The organism is Shewanella rhizosphaerae, assembly GCF_019457655.1.
In the GTDB taxonomy this organism is placed as follows: domain Bacteria; phylum Pseudomonadota; class Gammaproteobacteria; order Enterobacterales; family Shewanellaceae; genus Shewanella; species Shewanella loihica.
Window position 1 is genome coordinate 2,965,731 of sequence record NZ_CP080420.1, and the last position, 22,738, is coordinate 2,988,468.

Genomic DNA, 22,738 nt, shown 5'->3' on the forward strand with positions numbered 1-22,738 from the left:
ATCAAATGAGAACCATTTTCATTAGCGAGCAATTCTACGTCCCAACTTACGAACGCAACGTGATCCAGATCACGTAAAGTGCTAATTCGCTCAAATACTTCATTTTTACCCATTATTTATCGCCACAAAATTTACACATTCGTCACAAATCTTGCCTATTATTTAGCTTTGGTAAATTAGTAATTCATAAAGATAACAACTAAACGCCACACTGTGCTTGGATGGATGATGATGAAAAAGGAATCGACTTGGCTGCGTGCCCTTAGGCTAACGGCCCTACTCGCGCTATACCCTCTCTTTAGTTTGCTCGCTCAGGCAACCCCCTGGGATGAGATGCCCGCCGACGAGGTGGAGAAGATCCTCGATAGCAAATTCGCCGAAGGTCAATACTCCCCCAAAGGCGCCGATAGCTGCCTCATGTGCCATCGCAAGAACCAAACCGTCATGGCGCTATTTGACGGCGTGCATGGCAATCCCCAGGTAAAAGGCTCCCCCATGGCCGACCTGCAGTGCGAAGCCTGCCACGGCCCCATGGGCAAACATAATCGTGGCGGCAAGGAGCCTATGATCACCTTCGGCGCCAACTCACCCGTGCCAGCAGAGAAACAAAACAGCGTCTGCATGAGCTGCCATAACGACGACCAGCGCATGGGCTGGAGCGGCAATCATCACGACAATGCCGATGTCGCCTGTAGCGATTGTCACCAGGTACACACGGGTCACGACCCCATTAGCGATAAGAGCCAGGAGGTCGCCGTCTGCACCACATGTCATACCCAACAAAAGGCCGACCTGCACAAGCGCAGCAGCCACCCACTCAAGTGGCAACAGATGGTCTGTAGCGACTGTCACAATCCCCACGGTGGTCTGGGCGAGGCCAGCCTAAAACAGATGAGCATCAACGACAACTGCTACGCCTGCCACGCCGAGAAACGTGGGCCTAAGCTGTGGGAGCATGCACCGGTCACCGACAACTGCGCCAACTGTCATAATCCCCACGGCACGGTCAACGAGGCCATGTTGATCGCCAAGCCCCCTCAGCTTTGCCAGCAGTGCCACGCCAGCGACGGTCACGCCGCCAATCCGGTATTTGCCAACAGCCCTAATGCCTTCAACGGCGGCCAAAGCTGCCTCAACTGCCACAACCAGGTGCATGGCTCTAACCATCCATCGGGCAAACTACTGCAACGTTAATGAGGGAGCATAGCGATGAACAGACTTAAAGGGACTCAAACACGCGCTTGGCCACTCAGCCTGCTGACCCTCTCTATCCTCAGCAGCCTGGCATCGGCCCAGGGGTACGATCTCGCCTCCGCCAACCGCAGCTCGGTGAAGATGGATGCCTGGAAATGCCAACGCTGTGAGGTCAAAGATGCAACCACTGGCGAGATAGGCGTCGGCGTCGCCTATAACGACGGCGGCGATAGCCGTTTCGGCAACACCACGGGCACAGACACAGATGGCGCCGTGGCGAGCCTGGAGGCAGACCTGACCCACAAGAAGGCCTCTGGCTACCAGACCCAATTTAAGTCAGACCGCCTAGGCTACGACGCCGGCTCGGCCAGCCTAACCACGGGGCGCAAGGGCAAGTACGAGATAGCCGCCAGTTATCAAGGCTTTGCCCGCTTCGACAACAACGCGGCGCTAACCCCCTATCGGCTAGCGGCCGCTAGTTGGCAGCTCCCCAGCCAATGGCAGAGCGCCGCCACAACCGATCAGATGAGCAGCCTAAACGATAGCCTGATGGCGAGTGAGCTTAAGATCACCCGTGACCGCTACCGTCTCGACGCCGCCTATACCGGCAGCTTCTACGAAGCCAGCCTCGGCTACCAACATGAGCAGCGGCAGGGCAATCGCCGTGCCAGCGCCAATCTGCTCACCAATAGCACCATGCTGGCCGAGCGCGTCGACGACAAGAGCGATCGCATCGAAGGCAAACTTTACTTTCGCGGCGATCAGTGGCTGACCGGCATAGATGCCGAGCTCAGTCATTACAAGAACGATATCAATGCCCTGCACTGGCAATCGGCGTTCAGTCCCACCTTTGGCGCCGCCTATTATGGCCAGAGCGCTGTAGCGCCCGATAACAAGGCCTATCGCGTGGCGGCTCACAGCCAATTCTCCGCCCCGAGTCAGCAGGTGCTGATGCATCTGGGTTTTAGCCGCATGACCCAAGATCAGGCCTATCTGCCGGCCACCATCAACGGCCCTTCCCCCATGCTGCCTGCGACCAATCTCGACGGCCAGGTGGATCTGCTGGAGATGAAGCTTAAGTATCTCGGGCGTCTCACCCCAGAGCTCAGCCTCAGGGCCGGCTACGATTATCGCGATCGCGACAACAAGTCTGAGATCTTGAGTTACCCGCAGATCATTACCGACAGCTACTACAGCGGCGATAAGCTTAATCAGGCCTATGACCGAACCCGTCAACAGGCGAATCTGGGGGCCAAGTACCGCTTTACCCGCAGCCTCTATCTGGATCTGCAATACCAGTATGAGCACAACAACTACAACGCCCTCGACCGCGACAGCCTTCAGACATCAGATGTTACGGCCAAGCTCCACTATCGACTCTCCTCCCAATGGCAAGCCTGGCTCAAGGCCGAGTTTGAGGATCGCGGCGGCAGCGAATATCTGGGCTCGAGCGTAAGCAATCGCCCCAACAGCCCGCTTTTAAGGCGCAGCTATCTGGCCGATCGTGAGCGCCAGCGTTATGGCCTCTACACCAGTTTTAACGGCGAGTCGCTCAGCGCCATGCTCAACCTGCACCTGATGCAGGATGACTACACAGACACCCAGATAGGCCTGACCCAGGTCGATAGCCAGGGTTATGATCTCTCCGCCAACTATGCCCTGAATGAGCAGATTAACCTCAGCGCCTTCGTCAATCAGGACTGGCGCGACAGCGATCAGGCGGGCAGCAACAACTTCGGTAGTCCCAACTGGTTTGCCACCACCAAGGATAAGGCGACCCTTATCGGTGCCGGGTTCGATTACGACGCCCTGATGGAGAACCGTCTGCGACTAGGCCTCAACTACAGCTATAGCGACGGCCAGAGCGACACTGAGGTCAGCCAGGGTCTGCACAGCCCATACGGCAGCTATTACGCCACCAGGCACAATCTCAACGCCTTCGCCGACTTTAATCTCAGCGAGAGCCTGGGGCTGCGGCTGGATTGGATCTTCGAGCAGTACCAAGACGCCGACTGGGCCAACGACAAGCTGATGCCAGACAGCATCCCCAACGTCTTGACCTTCGGTGACCTCAGCCATGATTACAACGCCCACTACTTTGGAGTGACCCTGAGTTACCAGCTGTAACTCAGGCGCCCCCTATGCCAAGGAAGCGATGATGAAGATGAACAAAACTTTCCATTATGCCGCCCTGTTTGGGCTAGTTTCGCTACTCACCGCCTGTGGCGGCGATGATGGTAAACCCGGTAATCCTGGCGAGCCCGGCGGCCCTCCAGCCATGGTGATCGACACCTTAGTGGTCAGCTTCGATCCCGTGCAGATGCAATCAGGCGTCGCCACAGTGAACTACCGCGTCACCAATCAGGATGACGAACCTGTAGTGGGGATCCCAAGCGCCACCTTTATTGCCGCTCAACTGCTGCCCCAGGGCTATACCAATGCGGGCAACGCCTCCCAGTGGCAATACTTCACCTCGGAGAGCTGCAACGACAGCTGCCCTGGGGAGTATGTGGATCATAAGAATGGCCGCTACAGCTACACCTTCAGCGCAGGTTTCGACGGCTTGAATGATGTCGGTTACCAGGCCGGCGCCACCCAGCGTATAGTGGTTAAGCTAGGGGGCGACAGCCTGGCCGATGGCACCAGCCTGCCCATCACCAACCAACACTTCGACTGGCAGGGCGACAAAGACGGCGCCAGCAGCGATCCTGTCTACACCCGCAACCTGATCAAGATAGAAACCTGCAACAGCTGTCACAACGACCTGGCCTTTCACCGCGGCAACTACAACCAGATTGAGACCTGCGTGACCTGTCACAACGCCGATCGCGTCAGCAATCCAGACAACATCTTCCCGCAGATGATCCACGGCAAACATCTGACCGGCTTCCCCGGCTCGCTGGCAAACTGCCAGACCTGTCATGCCGAAGATGAGACCCTAAGCGAGCAGATGAACTGGGCACGGGTGCCCACCATGGAGGCCTGTGGCGCCTGTCATACCTATATCGACTTCAAGAAGGGTGAAGGCCATCCGGCGCAGCTCAATAACGCCAACTGCGTCGCCTGTCACAACCCAGATTGGACAGCCAGCGTCCATAACGACGGCGGCAACGCCCAGGCATTGGCACAATTTAAGCCTGTGATCACCAAAGCCATGCGCAGTGGCGATACCGTCTCATTCACCCTGACACTGGAAAACCCCGCGACGGGTCAGCCCTACACGGCCAGCGCCGACCAACTGGATTTCGTCTCCGACCTTCGCGTATACGCCAACTGGGGCACCAGCTTCGACTATGCCACCCGCTCGGCGCGCTCCATACGCGTGCATGAAACCGCGCCTATCTCCGGCAGCAACGGCAGCTTCGACTATCAGATAGCCGGGCTGACGGTCCCCGCAGGTAGCGAGATGGATAAAGGCACGCTAGCGATTCAAGGCAGAGTCTGCGCCGCCAACGGCGTGCTGGGCGCCTGTAGTGATGAGGCCAACAGCGAAGTGGTGATCAAATCCAGCCATCGCTTCTTCGCCACCGATGCCTTGAGCGATAGCGGCCGCCGCGTGGTGGTTAACAACGACACCTGCGGTAGCTGCCACGGGGATCAACAGCTGAACTTCCACGGTTCGCGCAACGATCTTGAGGGTCAGTGTCAGCTATGTCACAACCCCAACATGCAAGCCGAGGCTGCGGACAATCCGTCCCTCACCACAGCGGACTTCAAGCATCTCATCCACGGCATTCATAGCGGCCAGCGCGCCGGTTTCGAAGGGATCAACTACCCGGGCAACATAGGTAACTGCGCCCAGTGCCACGCCGACAGAGATGGCGTGCTCTCGGTCGCCCTGCCGCTGGATGCCGGTGTGAAACCGCTGGCCATAGACGATGGCAGCTACACCAGCCCGACGGCCGCCATCTGTAGCGACTGCCACAGCAGCGAGACCAACAAGAACCATATGATCCAGCAAGGCGCAGTATTCAGCGGCACCCTGTCCGATGCCACCGCAGGCACCGAGAGCTGCAGCACTTGTCACCGACAAGGCGCCGATGCCGATGTGCTGACCGTGCATCCCATCAAATAAACCGGACAAGGCGCCAGGCCACTGGCGCCGATTCGACAACGCATTGAGAGATTGACTGAAATGGAAGGCACTATGATGGATATGAAGAAGAAGGTGAATCAATGGAGCCTCATCGCCCTGAGTTGCAGCGCGCTGCTACTGGGCTGTGGTAGCGACGGCAAGGATGGTAAAGACGGCCCCGACGGTGTCATAGGCGTCAGCATCACAGATACCCCAAGCGTGATGGCCCAGTTTACCCAGGCATCGATAGAAGATGGTCAGGTCAGCGTGACCTTTAAGCTTGAGAATGCCAACGGCGTGGCCGTTCTCGGCCTGACCAAAGACTATGACCTCAGATTCGGTATCGCCCAGCTGGCCCAGGTCACAGAGACGATTGACGGCCAAAGCTTCGATCGCGGCTACCAGTGGCAGGCCTACATCAATAGCCTCAGACAGCCGGGTTCATTGCCAGATGACACCTCTGGCCTTAACCCCTCGCCTCAATATCAAGCCAATGTCGAGGCCGCCAGTGCCTGCGAAGACTGCCTGACGGATAATCTCGATGGCAGCTACACCTATAAGTTTCAGCAAAACATCGCCAATGTCACCGAGCCTTTAGCCATCACCTACAATGGCGATAACACCCACAGGGTCACCCTGGAGCTTAAGCTGCCCCAGGCGACCGCCAACGCCCACCATGACTGGCAGCCCTCTTCGGGGTCGACCGACGGAATTCAAACCCGCAATGTTGTGAGTAAGGAGACCTGTCTTAACTGTCACCAGGAGGAGAGCCTAGCACTGCACGGTGGCCGCCGCATCAGCCTCGAAAACTGCGCCAGCTGTCATACCGCAACCTCAGGCGATCCCGAGAGCGGCAACAGCATCGAATTTACCTACCTGATCCATGCCATCCACAAGGGTCAGGACAGGGTCACCAGCACGCCAGAAGGGATTGTACCCGCCCCCTATAAGATAGTGGGCTTTGGCGGCAGCCTGCACGACTATGGCAAGGTGATGTTCCCGCAGAAACCGGCGGCTAACTGCGCCGCCTGTCACAAAGAGGGGGACGGCGCCCCAAGCGACGCCGCCCTGTTTAAGGCAGATAACTCCAGCGTTGCCTGTATCAGCTGTCACACCGAGAAACCATCGCAGAATCACTCTAGCACCAACTGCGTCGCCTGCCACAACGCCACGGATACCTATCCGGGCACAGGCAACGCCGAGAAGCGCCATGGCGATGTGCTAAAGGCCTACTCGCAGGCCCAAGCCATGGGCGTCAGCTTCAGCAACATAGGCCTGGATGGCGACGGTAAGCTGAAATTTGATCTCCAGGTAACCGACTCTGCCGGTAATCCGGTGGCCAGCGAGTTTATCGAGCTTGGCACCCGCGTCGTGGTCGCCTGGGATGTCGACAAGGACTACCCGGCCTACACGGATGCCTCCTACAGCAATCGTCGCTTCAGACTGTCCCAAGGCACCTATGACAATGCCAGCAAGACCTTCACCATAGTGGCCAGCAGCTTCGACATGCCAATGGATGCAGCGGGCAAGACCTTCGAGCTTTGGTCTGCCGTAGAGGTGTGCTTCAACCACGGCGGCTATGGCGTTGCCGATGTGGTGATGACCGCCTGTAGCGATGATACCCGCTCGGTGGCCGTTAAAGAGGCGCCTTATCGCTTCGTCTGGTCCGGCACAGGCGTTGCCGAAGATGGCCAGGTGGCCATGCGCCGCGCCATCGTCGATACCAGCAAGTGTCAGACCTGTCACAACCAGGAGAATCACCATTACAACAATGGTTATAACTGTCAGACCTGTCATACCTCAGACAAGACCACCAGTGGTGATGACAGCTATCCGGGCGGACGTCGCCCCACCAGTTTCGCCTTTAAGGCCCACGAGGCAGAGGGTCACTACCTCAAGTATGCCGGCGTGCAGTCGGGCACAGTGCTCAAGACAGACTGCCTCACCTGTCATACCGATGATGGCATCACACTTGGCCGCGCAAGCGATCGCGTCTGGCGCTATGGCGATACCACCACAGGCGTCGATATCTGGGTCTCATCCGATGCCGGCGCCTGCCTGAGCTGCCACCAGAAATACCTTAAGGATTCTGGTGCGGCCCATATCCAGGCCAACGGCGGTATCTTAGACGGTATGGACGCAGACGATGTGCGCGCCCGGGCGGCAGAGACCTGCGCCACCTGCCATACGCCGACTCAGCTGTTAGGCATTCACCAGGAATAGCATCGCTACTATAAAAGATGGTGAGCGACACACTGGATAAAAGGAGGCTGCAGCCTCCTTTTTTATCGCCCAACACCGAAGCATGCCATCAATGCATGACGCCATATGCCACGCCACTCAATCGCATATTTCACAAATTAATAACATCAGGCCCACAAACCCGGGAGTTTCACCGGCAAAATGGATCGGTTTCCCAGCGCCTATGCTTGCGTTAGATCAAAACTGCGGTGAAAAAATCCCCTGCCGCTTAAGCTTTATTTAAGAAAAGGCTTATTTTTAGGCCACTCAAGAGAAAATGCCCACACTAGTTATTTGTAAGTCATTGTAAAGTATTGAATTTAACAAGTTTATCAATTTCCACCAAGCTTAATGGATCCGCTTCACGTTTGCGCCAAGTGGGCCGTTGCACCTACCCCCTTTTAAGTAATATGGCCCCTAAGGTGCCGCCAAGTTGTTGAGGCAATAGCAATAACTCTGGCCACCTTGTTCATACCAAAAAGAAAAAATTGAGATCACTCTCATTCTCATGCAGGGGAAAAATGATGAAACGGTATTCAATCAGTACCGCAGTCAAAACAGCATTCGGTGTCGGAGCCTTATCTCTGGCGCTGGTCGGCTGTGGCGGCAGCGATGGTAAAGATGGTGAAGATGGCAAGCCTGGTGAAATCGCGGTCGATATCAACAGCGCGACTGCGGTCCAAACCAAGATAGAAAGCGCCAGCTATGACGCGGCGGCCAAGACCCTAAGCTTCGAATTTAGCCTGACCAATCCTAATGGCGTCGCCGTCACAGGATTAGAGGCGCTCACCGACCCACTACGCATCGCCTTCGGTCGTATGGGCACCCGCAGCGAGGCCTTCACACCCTATAGCCTGGAAGATGGCACCCAGGTCACCGGCCGCGCCGATGGCGACGAGGAGATCTGGCTCTCTTACCGCAACGCCAGCAAGAACGGCGTACCTATGACGGGCACCAACAACTGGCGTCCAACTCGTGACTGCCCTGAAGGACTTAGCTGCCTGAGCTACCTAGGCGAAGGCCGTTATCGGGTTACGGCGCCAGAGATCATAGACACCAATGGCCTGGACTACGACTATGATGCCAACCGTATCAATGGTATCTACCTGATCACCTATGGTGTGGGACAGAACAAGCTGAAAAATGTCGAAACCTACTACTGGGATCCTTTAACCGAGCAGTCGGTCTCTTCGCCTAAGAAAGTGCTGGAGATGGATACCTGTATCAGCTGTCACGTAGGTCAGGATCATATCCGCCACGGCAACTATGGTAATACCGCCGACGGCTGTGGTTTCTGCCACACAGACTATACACAGTACAGCGGCTCAGGTATTGATAGCGAAGGCAACACGGTCGAATTTAACTTTGATGGCTCCATCAAGGGACTGGTTCACGCCGTGCACACTGGCATTACAGAGGGAGATCGCCGCGAGCTGGCCAAGTTCAACTCGGTTATCGCCAATGCCAACAACCCAGCCTTTACCTATGAGTTTGATGGTGCGGCGCTCGATAGCGAAGGCAATCCTAAGGCCGAGCTTAACTTCCCGGCCTCGACTGCCAACTGTCAAAGCTGTCACGTAAGCTACACCACCACAGAAGAGACGCTGCCCGAAGGCCTGACCGCTCACGCCCTCGCCTGGTTTGGCGATAAAGATGTGACCAGCTGTCAAAGCTGTCATGGCGAATACCACAAGGGCAGCAGCCTGGTGGCGCCGGGTGAAGATGGCGCAACAATGGTAGGTTGTGTCACCTGTCACAGCAGCCAAGATGGCAATACCCGCGGCGGCGCCTTCCGCCACTTCGCTGGTCATGAACAAGAAAGCAGTGAGGCCGCATCACAGGCTGGGCTATTAGTCAGTGCTAGCTACAGCCAGATCGCCTGGGATGAAACCAGCGCGACCCTAAGCTTTATTCTTAACCTGAATAAGGGTGAAGAGGCGGTTACCAGCCTACATGTACCGGGCATTACCGTGTATGTTAACGCCGTCGATGCGGTTAAACCTGACGCCTACCTGGCGGCGCGCACAAGTGGTAAAGCCACAGCTAACCCAGATGGCAGCTATACGGTGACCGTCGATGCGTCTAAGCCTGCCTATGGCCTGCCTTCACTGGCCGAGGTTATTGCTAATGGGGCAGATCTGGCGATCACATCGAGTTTCAAGACTTGTTTCACCAATAAAACTTCAGATCTACTAGCCTTAGTTGATGGCGCTTGCCCATTAGATAGTCGTGGTAGAGAAAATGTCCTAAGCCCAAATGCAGCTAAAACTGTGTTCGTTAAGCTTGACGGAACGCCTGGTGCAGTGCGTGCCAGCGCCGTGGACTATGACAACTGCGCAAGCTGTCACAACAACGACATGGTGGCCCGTAAGGGTGCGGCGCACTACCGCAACGCCGACGTACACACCTGTGCCCAGTGTCACGAAGCCGGTGATTACAACAGCCTGGTGGTACGCGTTCACGGCACCTTCGGTAAGGCCCATGGCCGCGCCGATGTACATCAACTGGTCAGCAGTGCCAACTGCTCAGCCTGTCACAGCGATCTCAACTTCGGTCTAGAGAATGCACGCTCAACCCCGATGCGCTGGAACAAGGGCGATGCCAGCTACTCCAGCCCACAGGCCGGTGTGTGCGCTTCTTGCCACGTCTCATCGAACTATGAGATCGGCGGTGGTAAAGATGCGGCCAAGTCTCACATCGAGAGCATGGGCGGCGTCGTTGCCGGCAGCTATGAAGCGGCTATGCTAAACAGCGAGTCATGCCTCACCTGCCACAGCGCAGAGAAGGTCGCCGAGCTGCACAAGCAAAACTAAAACAGACGCCACTGTTTTAAAGACCCATTTAAAATAAGCTAAGAGTGTCAGGCCATGCCTGGCGCTCTTTTTTTATCGCCGCTTTCTGTTCCACTTTCTCTCCCATCTGCCGCAAGACCACGGGTGCGCATGGAGCAAACTCAAAGAAACACAGGCTCTACATACCCCCAAAGGCGCCACATTTTCGGCTACAGCAAATTAACAGGATGTGATTTAACTGGCTGACTTTCTTAAGTGAAAATGAAAATTTCACCAAAAATGCACTTTTTTACCTACCTCTAAAGAAATAGTCAGATCTCAATCACATAAGCAGACTGAAACACCTGCTAAAAAGTTGCCATTTCGATAGCCTTAGAGGTGGAAATTAATTCCACACACTAAGCGGGTGTTTTCAGTAAACAAAATAAATACTGTTCTCAATTTCAGTACTTGTTTTTATTGAAGAACAATCAATTAGTGATGATTAAAACTATTGCAGGGAATAATCATGATGAAAAAGTTCAATGTTAATGCAGCGACAAAAGCTGTATTAGGTGCCGGACTTCTCTCTCTCGCCTTATCCGGTTGCGGCAGCGACGGTAAAGATGGCGAAGATGGTAAGGACGGCGTCATTGGTGTCAACATCGACACTACACCTACCCTTCAGGCAACCTTTACCAACGCGACAATCGACGCGGGTAAAGTCACGGTCGACTTCAAGCTTCAAGATGCAAACGGCGTTGCCGTACTTGGGCTCACCAAAGACCACGACCTGAGATTTGGTGTCGCGCAGCTGACCCATGTGGTTGAAACCAAAGCCGATGGCGAAACCGCCGATCGCGGCTTCCAATGGCAGGCCTACATCAATAGCGAGAAAGCGCCTAACCCAGACTGGGTACCAGAGGGCGATACCGACATCAATCCGTCTAACCAGTTCCAAGCCAACGTAGAGCAGGCCGCCAAGTGCGACGACTGCCTAGTCGACAACGAAGACGGTAGCTACACCTATACCTTCCAGACCAACATCGCCAACGTCACCTCACCAGTCACTGTGACCTATGACGCCGATGCGACTCAGCGTATTACGCTCGAGCTGGAACAACCTAGTGTCACGGCTAACGCCAACTATGATTTCCAACCTTCTAGTGGCGCGACCGAAGGCATTCAAACCCGCAACGTGGTTGCTATCGAGACCTGTTACACCTGTCACCAGCCAGAGAGTCTGGCACTGCATGGTGGCCGTCGTATTAACATCGAAAACTGCGCCTCTTGCCACACCGCCACCTCTGGCGATCCAGAAACTGGCAACAGCGTCGACTTCACTTACATGATCCACGCCATTCACCGTGGTGAAGAACGTCACACCTATGATGCCGACGGCAACCAGGTGCCAGCACCTTACAAGGTGATCGGCTATGGCGGCGGCGTGCATGACTACGGCAAGGTGATGTTCCCACAAAAGCCAGCGGCCGATTGTAGCGCCTGTCACGTAGAGGGCAGCAATGCACCGGCAAATGCCGACCTTTACAAGGCAGATCTGAGCAACACAGCCTGTATCGCCTGTCACAGCGAGAAACCATCTTCTCACCACAGCAGCACAGACTGTATGGCCTGTCACAACAGCACCGAACCATACGGCGGCACAGGTAGCGCCTTCAAGCGTCATGGCGACGTACTGAAAGCGTACCAAGATGCCGAAGCGATGAGCGTTAAGTTCAGCAACATAGGTGTTGATGCTAATGGTAAGTTCGCCTTCGACGTACAGGTACTGGGTGCCGATGGCGCCGCCCTGGATGGCGAGCTATTAGATCCAAAATCACGTGTGGTTGTGGCCTGGGATATCGACAAAGACTTCCCTGCCTACAGCGATGCCTCCTACAGCAATCGTCGTATCGCCCTAGAAGAAGGGGTTTACAACGCCGAGACTAAGGCTTACACCCTAACCGGTACTAAGTTTGATCTACCTGCCGATGCCAACGGCAAGACCTTCGAGCTCTGGTCAGCGCTGAAAGTCTGCTTCAACAACGGTGGCTATGGCGTTGCCGAGATTAAGCCTACCGCCTGTGCGACCGAAGGCGTACGTAAGGTAGAAGCTAAACAAGAAGCGATGCACTTCGTCTGGAAAGATGGCGCCATCGACGACAGCGCAACACCTGCTGAGCGTCGTGACATCATTGACCCTACTAAGTGTCAGGGCTGTCACAACCAGGAAAACCATCACTACAACAATGGTTACAACTGTCAGACTTGCCACACTTCTGACAAGACCACTAAGGCTAACGCCAGCGAGCAGTATCCAAATGCGAAGAAACCAACCAGCTACGCCTACAAGGCACACGAAGCTGAGGGTCACTTCCTCAAGTATGCTGGCGTAGGTTCTAGCACTGTTGTGAAAACCGACTGTATGACCTGTCACACAGACGGCGGTATCGAACTGGGCCGCGCTCCTGAGCGTACATGGCGCTATGGCAACCTGTTAACAGGTGAGGACATCTGGGTATCTTCCGATGCAGGTGCTTGTATGAGCTGTCACCAGAAATACCTGAGCGATGCAGCCAAGTCTCACATCGAGACCAACGGCGGTATCTTAGACGGTGTTGATGCCGATGACGTACGTACTCGCGCAGCAGAAACCTGTAAGACCTGTCACACACCTGAAAAGGTGATGGAACTGCACGGTCACTAGTAGGTTTGACCCACTAACTCTCAAGGTTAGTGGGTCGACATCTACCTCGAAGGGAGGCACTCGCCTCCCTTTGTTTTTACTGTAGAACAGTGAACGCTAAAATAAGAACAAAAATCGCAAAACTGTTTCATTTTGCAACATTTTTTCTCCCAATCCGTCCCATTCTCCGCCCGCCGGGCTACCCCTTTAGAAATAGAAAGATCTCGGTCACACATTAGACTCAGTCAGGCAGATTTTAGCCGCTTGTTACGTTAGCATTTCCTTGGGGATTTCTATTTCCAGCATTGACTTAGGTCGCACAACTTATAACTGAGAACCGGCGCAATCAATGGCCATGCACTTAAGACGATGCCAAACCTATGCAGGGAAAAAATGATGAACGTACAAAATAATAAATTTAAGCTGCTACTCGCAGCAGGTGCCGTCTCCATGGCTCTTACCGGTTGTGGTGGCAGCGACGGTAGTGATGGTAATCCTGGCAACCCAGGCGGCCCAGCAGCCGATGCCATTGAAGTACTTCACCTTGATGTCACCAAGGTTGAATACGACAACGGCACACCCACAATCACAGTCTTTGCGACCAACCAGGAAGATCTTCCTGTTATCGGTCTGAAAGATCTTGAAGTGAAAAAAGTGGTTCAGCTACTGCCACAAGGCGCGACCGGTGCAGGTAATGCCGCCGAATGGCAATATATCGGCTCACAAAAAGCCTTCACCGACCACAAGAATGGTAACTACAGCTTCACCATCGAAGTGGAAGGCTACAACCCAGAACTGACCCAAAGATACAATATCGTCGCCAAGGCCTCGACACTGCTCGACGGCGTCACCCTGGTGCCGCAAACCGAGATCGCCGAAGACTTCTCTGGCGAAGGTTATGAGCCACTCTACACCAAGAATGTGGTCTCAACCGCCAGCTGTAATAGCTGTCACGCCGAAGGACAGAAGATCTACCACAGCTACACCAGCGTAGAGACCTGTGTCTCTTGTCACACCCAAGAGATGGCCGATGAGAAAGGTAAGCCACAAGTTGCCTTTAACCATCTGATCCACAACGTCCATAACGACGCAAAGATGTATGGCCGCAACATGGACCAGAGCGCCGAAACTGCGCACCACATTGTCCAGGACAACTGCCAAGCCTGTCACGTTCAGTCTGACGAGCTCACCGAGTGGGGCAACTGGTCACGTATTCCAACCATGGAAACCTGTACTAGCTGTCACGTCAACATCGACTTTAAGGCGGGTAAAGGCCACTCTCAGCAAAATGACAACAGCAACTGTGTTGCCTGTCATAACGCGAGCTGGACTGCCGAGCTGCACACCCAAGCTGGCAACGACAAGAAAGCCCTTATCGACCAATACGGCCTGAATGTTGAGTCAACCATCAACACCGAAGGCACTGCAGCCACCATCAGTGTTCAAGTGGTCGATGCCAGCGGCGCCGCCGTTGATATCAACACCATTCTGCCTATGGTACAGCGCTTCGAGATCGTGACTAACGTAGGTCCTAACAATGTGACCCTAGGTTATGGCGGTAAAGACTCTATCAACGCCGTGAAGAATGGCGTGGTCGATGCCAAGGCGCTAGTCGAAGATGGCAAACTGGTTTACACCACTAGCAAAGATCTTAAGCTAGGTGCCAACGGTATCGACAGCGAGACCGCCTTTACCTTCGTTGGCTGGGCAATGTGCTCAGACAAGGGTGAGTTCGTCAACTGTGACGATCCTGCCTTCGACGGTAGCGACACCGACAAGTACACCGGCATGAAAGCCGACCTTGCCTTCGCCGCACTAGCAGACAAGGCGCCAAGCATGCGTCACGTCGACTCAGTGAACTTCACCGCCTGTGCCTCTTGTCACACCACAGAGTTTGAAGTGCACAAGGGTAGCCACCATGCAGGTTTCGTCCTGTCTGAGCAGCTCTCTCACGCGAAAGACGCCAACGACATGCCTATCATAGGTGTCGACGCCTGTGTGGCCTGTCACACACCTGACGGCACATACGCTGGCGGCGCGAACAAGGGTGCCCTGGAGATGAAGCTGCACGTGGTACACGGCGAGCAAGGCATCATCAAAGATTGTGCCCAGTGTCACAACGACTTCAACCTGGACGCCTTCAAGGCTAAAGGTGCCCTGGCAACTGCTGCTAGCCAATACAGCACACCTATCGCCGCGACTTGTACTTCTTGTCACACCAGCGATAGCGTCAAGGCCCACGCCGAAAGCCAAGGTGCCATCATCAATGGTGCTAAAGATGTCGCTAACGATGCGGCGCAGCTAGAAACTTGTTTCTTCTGCCACGCACCTGTTATCGAAGATCACACTGCGGTGAAGATGTAATTTGCGCATCTCAAATTGAAAACCGGGGGAGTCACCTCCCCCACTTTTCACGACTCATTTGTGCAAATTAGGATGCCTATTATGAAAATCACAAATCAATTCAAAAGCCTGTTTCCGGCGGTGATGGCGGCAGCGCTACTTACCCTAGGCATAAGCCAAGGCGCGGTGGCGTCTAAGTGGGATGCCAAGATGACCCCGGACGAGGTGGAAGCCACCCTGGACAAGAAGTTCGCCGAAGGCCAATACTCGCCTAAGGGCGCCGACTCTTGTCTCATGTGTCACGGCAAGTCTGAAAAGGTCATGGACCTGTTCAAGGGCGTACACGGCGCTGCCGACTCGAGCAAGAGCCCGATGGCCGGCCTGCAATGTGAAGCCTGCCACGGCCCTATGGGTAAGCATAACCGCGGCGGTAACGAGCCGATGATCGCCTTCGGTCCCGACTCTACCCTGTCTGCCGAGAAGCAAAACAGCGTCTGTATGAGCTGTCACAAAGATGACAAGCGCATGGCCTGGAACGGCGGTCACCATGACAACGCCGATGTGGCCTGTGCCTCTTGTCACTCAGTGCACACTGATAAAGATCCAGTGCTCTCTAAGAACACAGAGATGGAAGTCTGTACCAGCTGTCACACCAAGCAAAAAGCCGACATGAACAAGCGTTCTTCTCACCCAATGAAGTGGGCGCAGATGGTCTGTAGCGATTGTCACAATCCACACGGTACCCTGTCGGACTCGGACCTGGTCAAGCCCAGCGTTAACGAAACCTGCTATTCGTGCCACGCAGAAAAACGCGGCCCAAAGCTATGGGAACATGCGCCCGTAACTGAAAACTGCGTTACCTGTCACAACCCGCACGGCAGTGTTAACGAGGGCATGTTGAAGACCCGCGCCCCGCAACTTTGTCAGCAGTGCCACGCTAGCGATGGCCATGCCAGCAATGCTTACATGGGCAACACTGACCAAGGTTCTACCGTGGGTGGCAATGCCTTTACCGGTGGTCGCAGCTGTCTGAACTGTCACAACCAGATCCATGGTTCTAACCATCCATCTGGCAAACTGTTCCAGCGCTAAGGAGACGAGAAGATGAAATTCAAACTCAATGTAGTCACCCTCGCCCTTATCGCTAATGCCGGTATCGTCATTCCCGGCATGGCGCTGGCCGACGGCTATGGCATTCAAAACGCCAATACAGAAAAGGTGAAGTTCGATAACTGGGACTGTAAGCGCTGTAAGATTGAGACAGGCGTCAGCGGCACTATCGGTGCTGGCGTCGGTTACAACGACAGCGACGACATCCGCTCGGCCAACGCCTTTGCCGCCGAAAATGAATTTGTCGGCAAGGTCGACGCCGATGTGAGCTACATCAGCGAATCTGGCTACCGTGCCAGTATAGAGGCGCAAAACCTCGGCATGGAAAACGGCCGCCTGGATCTCGAATCTGGCAAGGTAGGTCAGCACAAGCTGAGCCTCAACTACCGTCAGATAGCCACCTACAAGACTGACAAGGCGATGAGTCCTTATCAAGGCGTGGGCGGCGACCACCTGACCCTGCCAGACAACTGGCAGACGGCGGGTTCGAGCCAGGATATGAGCGAGCTATACAGCAGCCTAAACCCACTGGAGCTGTCGCTCAAGCGCAAACGCGCCGGCATCGGCTTCGAGTATCAGGGTGAAGAGCTGTGGAGCACCTACGTCAATTACCAGCGTGAAGATAAGACCGGCCTCAAGCAGGCATCGGGCAGCTTCTTCAATCAGTCTATGATGCTGGCAGAGCCTGTGGACTACACCACGGACACAGTTGAGGCGGGTATCAAGCTTAAAGGCGACAACTGGTTTACCGCCCTGGCCTACTCAGGCTCGAGCTTTAAGAACCAGTATAGCCAGCTCACCTTCGACAACGCCTTTAATCCGACCTTCGGCGCCCAGACTCAGGGCACCATGGCCTTAGACCCAGACAACGAGGCGCACACAGTCTCGCTAATGGGCCAATACACGGCGGGCAGCACCATCATGAGCGGCCGCGTGCATTATGGTCAGATGAGCCAGGATCAGGCGCTGGTCACCTCAGGTTATGGTTACCAGACACCTGTGGACGCGCTGGATGCCAAGGTCGACATGAAGGGCGCTAACCTCAAGGTGGTGTCTCGCATCAACCGCACGGTTCGCGTTAACGCCAGCTATGACTATAGCGACCGCGATAACAAGACCAATGTGGAAGAGTGGACCCAGATCAGCATCAACTCCACCACAGGCAAGGTGGCCTACAACACCCCTTATGACTTCACGACGCAAAGGGCTAAGTTGGGCGCCGATTTCCGTCTGAGCCGTGGCATGAAGCTGGAAGCGGGTTACGACTTCCGCCGCGACGAGCGTAGCTACCAGGACCGCGAAACTACAGATGAGAACACGCTATGGACCAAGTTCCACCTCAGCGCGTTCGACAACTGGGATATGTGGATCAAGGGCAGTTATGGCGAGCGTGATGGCTCTGAATATCAGGCCTCTGAGTGGACCTCTAGCGAGTCTAACAGCCTGCTGCGCAAGTACAATCTGGCGGATCGTCAGCGCACCATGGTTGAAGCCCGTATCAGCCACACGCCAATCGATGCCCTGACCATAGATTTCGGTGGCCGTTATGCCCTGGATGACTACAACGACACCCAAATAGGTCTGACCGAGTCGAAAGATGTCAGCTACGACATTAACGCCAGCTACCTGATCAACGACGACATGATGGTCAACGCCTTCTACAATCGTCAAAACATAGACTCAGAGCAGGCAGGCAGCAGCAACTACAGCTCGCCTAACTGGTTTGGTCTGGTGGAAGATCAGGTCGATGTGATCGGCGCCGGGTTCAGCTACAACAATCTGTTAGAGAAGAAACTGCGCCTGGGCGTGGACTACACCTACTCAGATTCGAGCAGCAACACCCAGGTGAAACAGGGTCTCAGCGGCGACTATGGTGATTACTATGCCAAGGTCCATAACGTCAATGTCTACGGTCAATACCAGGCCACAGACAATATGGCACTGCGTCTTGACTACAAGATGGAGAAATACAAGGACAATGATCCAGGTAACAGCATAGCGCCAGACGGGATCTGGAACGTGGTCGGCTTTGGCTACAACAGCCATGACTACAACGCTCACCTGATCATGCTGAGCATGAGCTACAAGCTGTAATTACCGTGCATTTATAGCTAGCTAAAAACCCGCGCCCGTCGCGGGTTTTTTATGCACCATCCTTAATGGCCATCTCGCAAAAACAGCCTCCCAGGCTTTTTCCCGTCGGGCTTTTGCCGTAAGCTCAACACACCACCTCCAATATGACGCAGCGCCTTGTACTTTCTCGATAATCAACTCGCCCAGCAGATAGTCGATCGCACCATGGCGATCATAGGACACAACATCAATGTGATGAACAGCCAGGGAGTGATCCTCGGCTCGGGCGAACCCCACCGCATCGGCTCCACCCACGAGGGCGCCCTGCTGGCCATCAGTCAGAACCGCACCGTCGAGCTCAACAGCGCCAGTGCCGCCAGCCTCCAGGGGGTCAAGCCCGGCATCAACCTGCCGCTGCACTACCAGGGTGAGATCATAGGCGTCATCGGCATCACGGGAGAACCCGAACACCTCAAGGCCTTCGGTGAGCTGCTGAAGATGACCGCCGAGATGATCGTCGAGCAGGCCAACTCGCTCGATGTGGCCCAGTGGCGCGCCCGTCAGCAGGAGGAGTTTATTCTGCAGCTGATAAAACCCGAGGGGCGGGACCTCAATCACCTGAAGATCTGGGCCCAGCGCCTGGATATCGATCTCGAGATGCCAAGGGTCGCGGCCGTGCTGCGTATCAGCGACAACGCCGGCGATGAGCTAGCCAACTCCCAGCTCAAGACGGTACTGCATCTGTTAGAGACGCCGTCCCGCGGCAACCTGATCGCCATGACCTCCATGACTGAGCTGGTGATCCTCAAACCCGCCTTCCTCGATGGCAAGGCCTGGAGCGCCGAGGCCGAGAGCCTGCGTATCGACCGTCTGCTCAAGCGTCTGCCCAGCGAGCTAAACGCCAGATTAAAGATTTCCCTGGGCCACTACTTTCCCGCCACCATGGATATCAACCGCTCCTATCAGACGGCGCTGGAAACCCTCAATTTTGGCCAGCAGCTGCACCCAGAGCAGAGTAAGTATCTGTATGAAGATCATGCCCTGTTGGTGATGCTCTCGGGGCTTAAACATGACTGGCGCGGCGAGCAGCTGCTGAGGCCGTTTCAGCGCCTCATCGACAGGGACAAAAACGCCCTGCTGCGCAAGACACTGGCCAGCTATCTGGGCCATTTCGGCGACCAGCAAGCCTGCGCCAAGGCGCTGTTTATCCACCGCAACACCCTGAGGTATCGCCTGGATAAGATCGCCCAGATCACTAAGGTAGATATTCAAAAACTCGACGGCCTGCTACAGCTCTACCTGGGTCAGGTGCTGCTGAGCCGAGGCCAGGACCAAGGCTAAATGATGGCTATGGCAAACAGGCCTAGAAATCGGGATCGCAGCTAAAGCTGATTCGCTCACCGCTGATGGGATGATTAAAGGCCAGATACTGGGCGTGCAGATGCAGGCGGTTAGCCTTAGCCCCGTAGAGATCATCGCCTATGATGGGCATGCCCAAGCCATCCTGATGGGCACAGTGCACCCTGAGCTGATGGGTACGTCCTGTCTTGGGAAACAGTGACAGCAAGGTCGTCCCCTCGCCTCTGGATTTTACCTGCCAATAGGTATGGGCGTGTTTACCGTGCTCGAAACACACCAGCTGACGCGGCCTGTCGTCGAGATCTACCCGCAGCGGCAGCTTGATCTCGCCCTCTTCCCTCTGCACCTCACCCACTACCCTGGCCAGATAACGCTTCTCCACTGTGCGGCCGATAAACTGCTGCACCAATGCGGTATTGGCCTCACTGCTCAGGGCGATCACCATCAGGCCTGAGGTGGACATATCCAGACGGTGAACGATCAGCGGACCTGTCGCCTTAGGAAAGGCCTGTCGCATACGGCTATAGACGCTATCAGTTACGTGCTTGCCCGGCACAGAGAGAAACTCCGCCGGCTTGTTGACCACGGCGATCGCCTCATCCTGATAGATAATGGAGAGATCTTTGCCCTCGGCGGGATTGTTCAGCAGTGGGTTGTCATCCAGCGCTATGCCACTCAACATATGGGCCAAAATCGGCTCACACTTGCCGTGACAGGCGCCATAGAACTGCTTGTGCTGCTTCACCTCCGACTTGGGCGATGCCCCCCACCAGAACTCAGCCATAGCGATGGGCTTGAGGCCGTTGGCGAATGCAAACTGCAACAGCTTAGGCGCGGCGCACTCTCCCGCCCCCGCAGGAGGTAATCCTTTTGGCGACAGGCTAAATAGGGTGTTGAGATCTTTGACCTCCCCCGCCTGATTCAAGAAGCAATACTGGGCGAACAGCTTGCGCTGTAGCGCGTTGGACTGAGCGGCCCGCTGCTGCTTTAACGCTTCAATCTCATCTTGCAGTGCGCTAAGACGATGCTCGCGTTCGGCGATCTGACTATCCCACTGCTCATTTACCAGCCTGAGTCTGTGCTTCTCGGCCACGCTCTCGCGGCCAAGTTGCTGCTGCAACGCCTCGAATGCCTGGGCATCTAGCCGCTCACCGGCCACACGTCTGGCCTTACGCGCCTTACGATTTTCGATGATCTCAACCCGCAGCTCGGCCTCCGCCGCGGCTTTACCAGCGTTTAATGTGTTTAGCTCATCTCCAAGCGATGCAAGTTCTGGCGCCTGCTGCAGCGATTCAAGCTCAGCAGTTAACTGATTGATGGCCAGCTGCTCACCGTGGAAGAAGCTGTCCTTAGTCAGCATGTCAAATACCGGCGGCACGAAGCCCGGCAGCAGATTCTGCTCGGCTAACTTACCTGAAAACGCCTTGAGATAGCCAAGCTCGCCATCAGCTTTTTGCACCACCAGCACGCCAAACATCTTACCTATGGCCCCTTCGCGCTGCCCCGTCAGGCCGAAGTTATGTTGCCAGCTCTGTTGCTGCTCTAAATGCGCTTGCAGCTCGCTGGCCGCCAGCTCACACAGCCTGTGGGGTTCATAATAAAAGGGAAAGGTAAACCGCTCAGGCAGCGCTATGCCCTCGATTGAGGTGCTAAAAGGGGTAAAACATTGTTGGGCACAGTACATGGCGTCTAACATCTTGAGTAAATAGGCGATAAGTGGGCCCATTTGGCATTAGGACCCTTACTGAAAGCGGGGATTTTACGCGCTCACGCCGCTGAAGTCATGGGACTGACGTAATAATTTGCGCCTTGAGGACACGATACTAGCCTATCCGTAACACTAGGCTATTCGTGACACTATGCCGTCCGTGACACTAGGCCGTCCGTGACACTAGCCGCGGTTGTATCAGGAGGCTGTTGATGTAACGCAGCGCAACATAGACCACCACAATTGTCGCCACCACCAACTCCAGCGCCGCGAGATCTCGCACCTGCTGCACATACTCGCCTTCTATCCCCTCTACTACCATCCAGTTGGCCATCTTAAACAGCGCCGTGCTGCCTATCACCATGGGGAAGGTAAACGCCGCATAGCCGGGGCTAAAGGGCAGTCTCAGGAGCTTATAAAACGCCAGGTAGATGATGGCCGTCATCAACACGGCGATACCAAATAACAGGGCGATGATCACCGGCGATGGCGTCGCTGTCACAGTTAGGTAACCTGCCAGCGAGAGGCTGGCAGGCGCCGCCAGAATCGCCAACGTCGGCTTGGCCGCATCGGGCACCTCATGGGTGAACATGAGGCGATAGATCATCATGGGCAGCATCACGGCATAGGCCAGCATGCCGAAGACCAGAGTGCCCTGGGCAATAGTCGCCAGCGCAGGATTGCCGGAGAAGGACACATCCGCGACCACTATGCCCACCGGCGGCACGAACCAGCTGGGCACCATGTGGTGCAGCTCAAAATCCTTCGCCCTGTGATAGATAAAACTCACCAGGAAGACGATATGCAGCGCCACAGCCGCGAGCCACAGGGCGTCGCCCGCAACCGGAAAGAATTGCCCCAATGAGTTAGACACCACCATGGTCGCCATCGCGAAGGTGGGGACCACGCTGCCGACGACAGGGTGGGCGAGATCTTGCCTTAAAAGATGGTTATGAAAGAAAAACTTAACGCTCAAGACGGCTAACAAGACGCTGGCCAGGGCGGCGCCAGCCCACTGACCATAGCCATGAAGCTCAGTGAAGTTTTCCCAACACCATCCTAAGCTTGCAATGCCTAGCGCCAAGCCCGCCATAGGTGTAGGAACGCCCATTACTGCCTTTTTCGTTTTATGAATCATCACAATCTCAATCAGGTTTCTTGCTGTGAAGCAATAATAT

12 protein-coding genes are annotated in these 22,738 nt (G+C 55.3%); 10 read left to right on the forward strand and 2 right to left on the reverse strand.

Annotated elements, in window-relative coordinates; genetic code table 11:
* The first annotated feature begins 225 nt into the window (after positions 1 to 225).
* The 10 genes from K0I63_RS13060 to K0I63_RS13105 all read left to right on the forward strand — a co-directional run bounded on the left by K0I63_RS13060 (position 226) and on the right by K0I63_RS13105 (position 19,834).
* Complete coding sequence (locus K0I63_RS13060) at positions 226 to 1,194, forward strand: DmsE family decaheme c-type cytochrome (RefSeq protein ID WP_220081313.1); 969 nt, start codon at positions 226 to 228, stop codon at positions 1,192 to 1,194.
* 15 nt (positions 1,195 to 1,209) lie between these two features.
* Positions 1,210 to 3,321, forward strand: a complete 2,112-nt coding sequence (locus K0I63_RS13065) for an MtrB/PioB family decaheme-associated outer membrane protein (protein ID WP_220081314.1) — start codon at positions 1,210 to 1,212, stop codon at positions 3,319 to 3,321.
* A 37-nt stretch (positions 3,322 to 3,358) separates the two neighbouring features.
* The gene (locus tag K0I63_RS13070; protein WP_220081315.1) at positions 3,359 to 5,269 is read left to right on the forward strand and encodes an OmcA/MtrC family decaheme c-type cytochrome; all 1,911 of its coding nucleotides are present in this window, start codon (positions 3,359 to 3,361) and stop codon (positions 5,267 to 5,269) included.
* Positions 5,270 to 5,344: 75 nt separating this feature from the next.
* Positions 5,345 to 7,492, forward strand: coding sequence for an OmcA/MtrC family decaheme c-type cytochrome (locus K0I63_RS13075; protein WP_220083445.1), 2,148 nt, complete (start codon positions 5,345 to 5,347; stop codon positions 7,490 to 7,492).
* Positions 7,493 to 8,031: 539 nt separating this feature from the next.
* On the forward strand, positions 8,032 to 10,323 hold the full coding sequence (locus K0I63_RS13080; RefSeq protein WP_220081316.1) for a multiheme c-type cytochrome: 2,292 nt from the start codon (positions 8,032 to 8,034) through the stop codon (positions 10,321 to 10,323).
* Between the two features lie 487 nt (positions 10,324 to 10,810).
* A complete protein-coding gene (locus K0I63_RS13085; protein WP_220081317.1) occupies positions 10,811 to 12,988 on the forward strand; it encodes an OmcA/MtrC family decaheme c-type cytochrome in 2,178 nt (725 codons plus the stop codon).
* A gap of 372 nt (positions 12,989 to 13,360) precedes the next feature.
* The gene (locus K0I63_RS13090) at positions 13,361 to 15,331 is read left to right on the forward strand and encodes an OmcA/MtrC family decaheme c-type cytochrome (protein WP_220081318.1); all 1,971 of its coding nucleotides are present in this window, start codon (positions 13,361 to 13,363) and stop codon (positions 15,329 to 15,331) included.
* An 81-nt stretch (positions 15,332 to 15,412) separates the two neighbouring features.
* Complete coding sequence (locus tag K0I63_RS13095) at positions 15,413 to 16,402, forward strand: DmsE family decaheme c-type cytochrome (protein WP_220078676.1); 990 nt, start codon at positions 15,413 to 15,415, stop codon at positions 16,400 to 16,402.
* A 12-nt stretch (positions 16,403 to 16,414) separates the two neighbouring features.
* Entirely contained in the window at positions 16,415 to 18,514 is a 2,100-nt protein-coding gene (locus tag K0I63_RS13100; RefSeq protein WP_220081319.1) for an MtrB/PioB family decaheme-associated outer membrane protein, read from the forward strand.
* A 156-nt stretch (positions 18,515 to 18,670) separates the two neighbouring features.
* The gene (locus K0I63_RS13105) at positions 18,671 to 19,834 is read left to right on the forward strand and encodes a sugar diacid recognition domain-containing protein (RefSeq protein ID WP_220081320.1); all 1,164 of its coding nucleotides are present in this window, start codon (positions 18,671 to 18,673) and stop codon (positions 19,832 to 19,834) included.
* 22 nt (positions 19,835 to 19,856) lie between these two features.
* Here the strand turns inward: K0I63_RS13105 and K0I63_RS13110 are convergent, their stop codons facing one another.
* Positions 19,857 to 21,536, reverse strand: a complete 1,680-nt coding sequence (locus tag K0I63_RS13110; RefSeq protein WP_220083446.1) for an RluA family pseudouridine synthase — start codon at positions 21,534 to 21,536, stop codon at positions 19,857 to 19,859.
* A 190-nt stretch (positions 21,537 to 21,726) separates the two neighbouring features.
* Entirely contained in the window at positions 21,727 to 22,698 is a 972-nt protein-coding gene (locus K0I63_RS13115) for a TDT family transporter (protein WP_220081321.1), read from the reverse strand.
* Positions 22,699 to 22,738: the final 40 nt, after the last annotated feature.

Bases quoted from the DNA above. Each gene is read 5' to 3' on its own strand.
- K0I63_RS13060 (WP_220081313.1), top strand. From the start codon at position 226: ATGATGATGAAAAAGGAATCGACTTGGCTGCGTGCCCTTAGGCTAACG.
- K0I63_RS13065 (WP_220081314.1), top strand. From the start codon at position 1,210: ATGAACAGACTTAAAGGGACTCAAACACGCGCTTGGCCACTCAGCCTG.
- K0I63_RS13070 (WP_220081315.1), top strand. From the start codon at position 3,359: ATGAACAAAACTTTCCATTATGCCGCCCTGTTTGGGCTAGTTTCGCTA.
- K0I63_RS13075 (WP_220083445.1), top strand. From the start codon at position 5,345: ATGGATATGAAGAAGAAGGTGAATCAATGGAGCCTCATCGCCCTGAGT.
- K0I63_RS13080 (WP_220081316.1), top strand. From the start codon at position 8,032: ATGATGAAACGGTATTCAATCAGTACCGCAGTCAAAACAGCATTCGGT.
- K0I63_RS13085 (WP_220081317.1), top strand. From the start codon at position 10,811: ATGATGAAAAAGTTCAATGTTAATGCAGCGACAAAAGCTGTATTAGGT.
- K0I63_RS13090 (WP_220081318.1), top strand. From the start codon at position 13,361: ATGATGAACGTACAAAATAATAAATTTAAGCTGCTACTCGCAGCAGGT.
- K0I63_RS13095 (WP_220078676.1), top strand. From the start codon at position 15,413: ATGAAAATCACAAATCAATTCAAAAGCCTGTTTCCGGCGGTGATGGCG.
- K0I63_RS13100 (WP_220081319.1), top strand. From the start codon at position 16,415: ATGAAATTCAAACTCAATGTAGTCACCCTCGCCCTTATCGCTAATGCC.
- K0I63_RS13110 (WP_220083446.1), bottom strand. From the start codon at position 21,536: ATGTACTGTGCCCAACAATGTTTTACCCCTTTTAGCACCTCAATCGAG.
- K0I63_RS13115 (WP_220081321.1), bottom strand. From the start codon at position 22,698: ATGATTCATAAAACGAAAAAGGCAGTAATGGGCGTTCCTACACCTATG.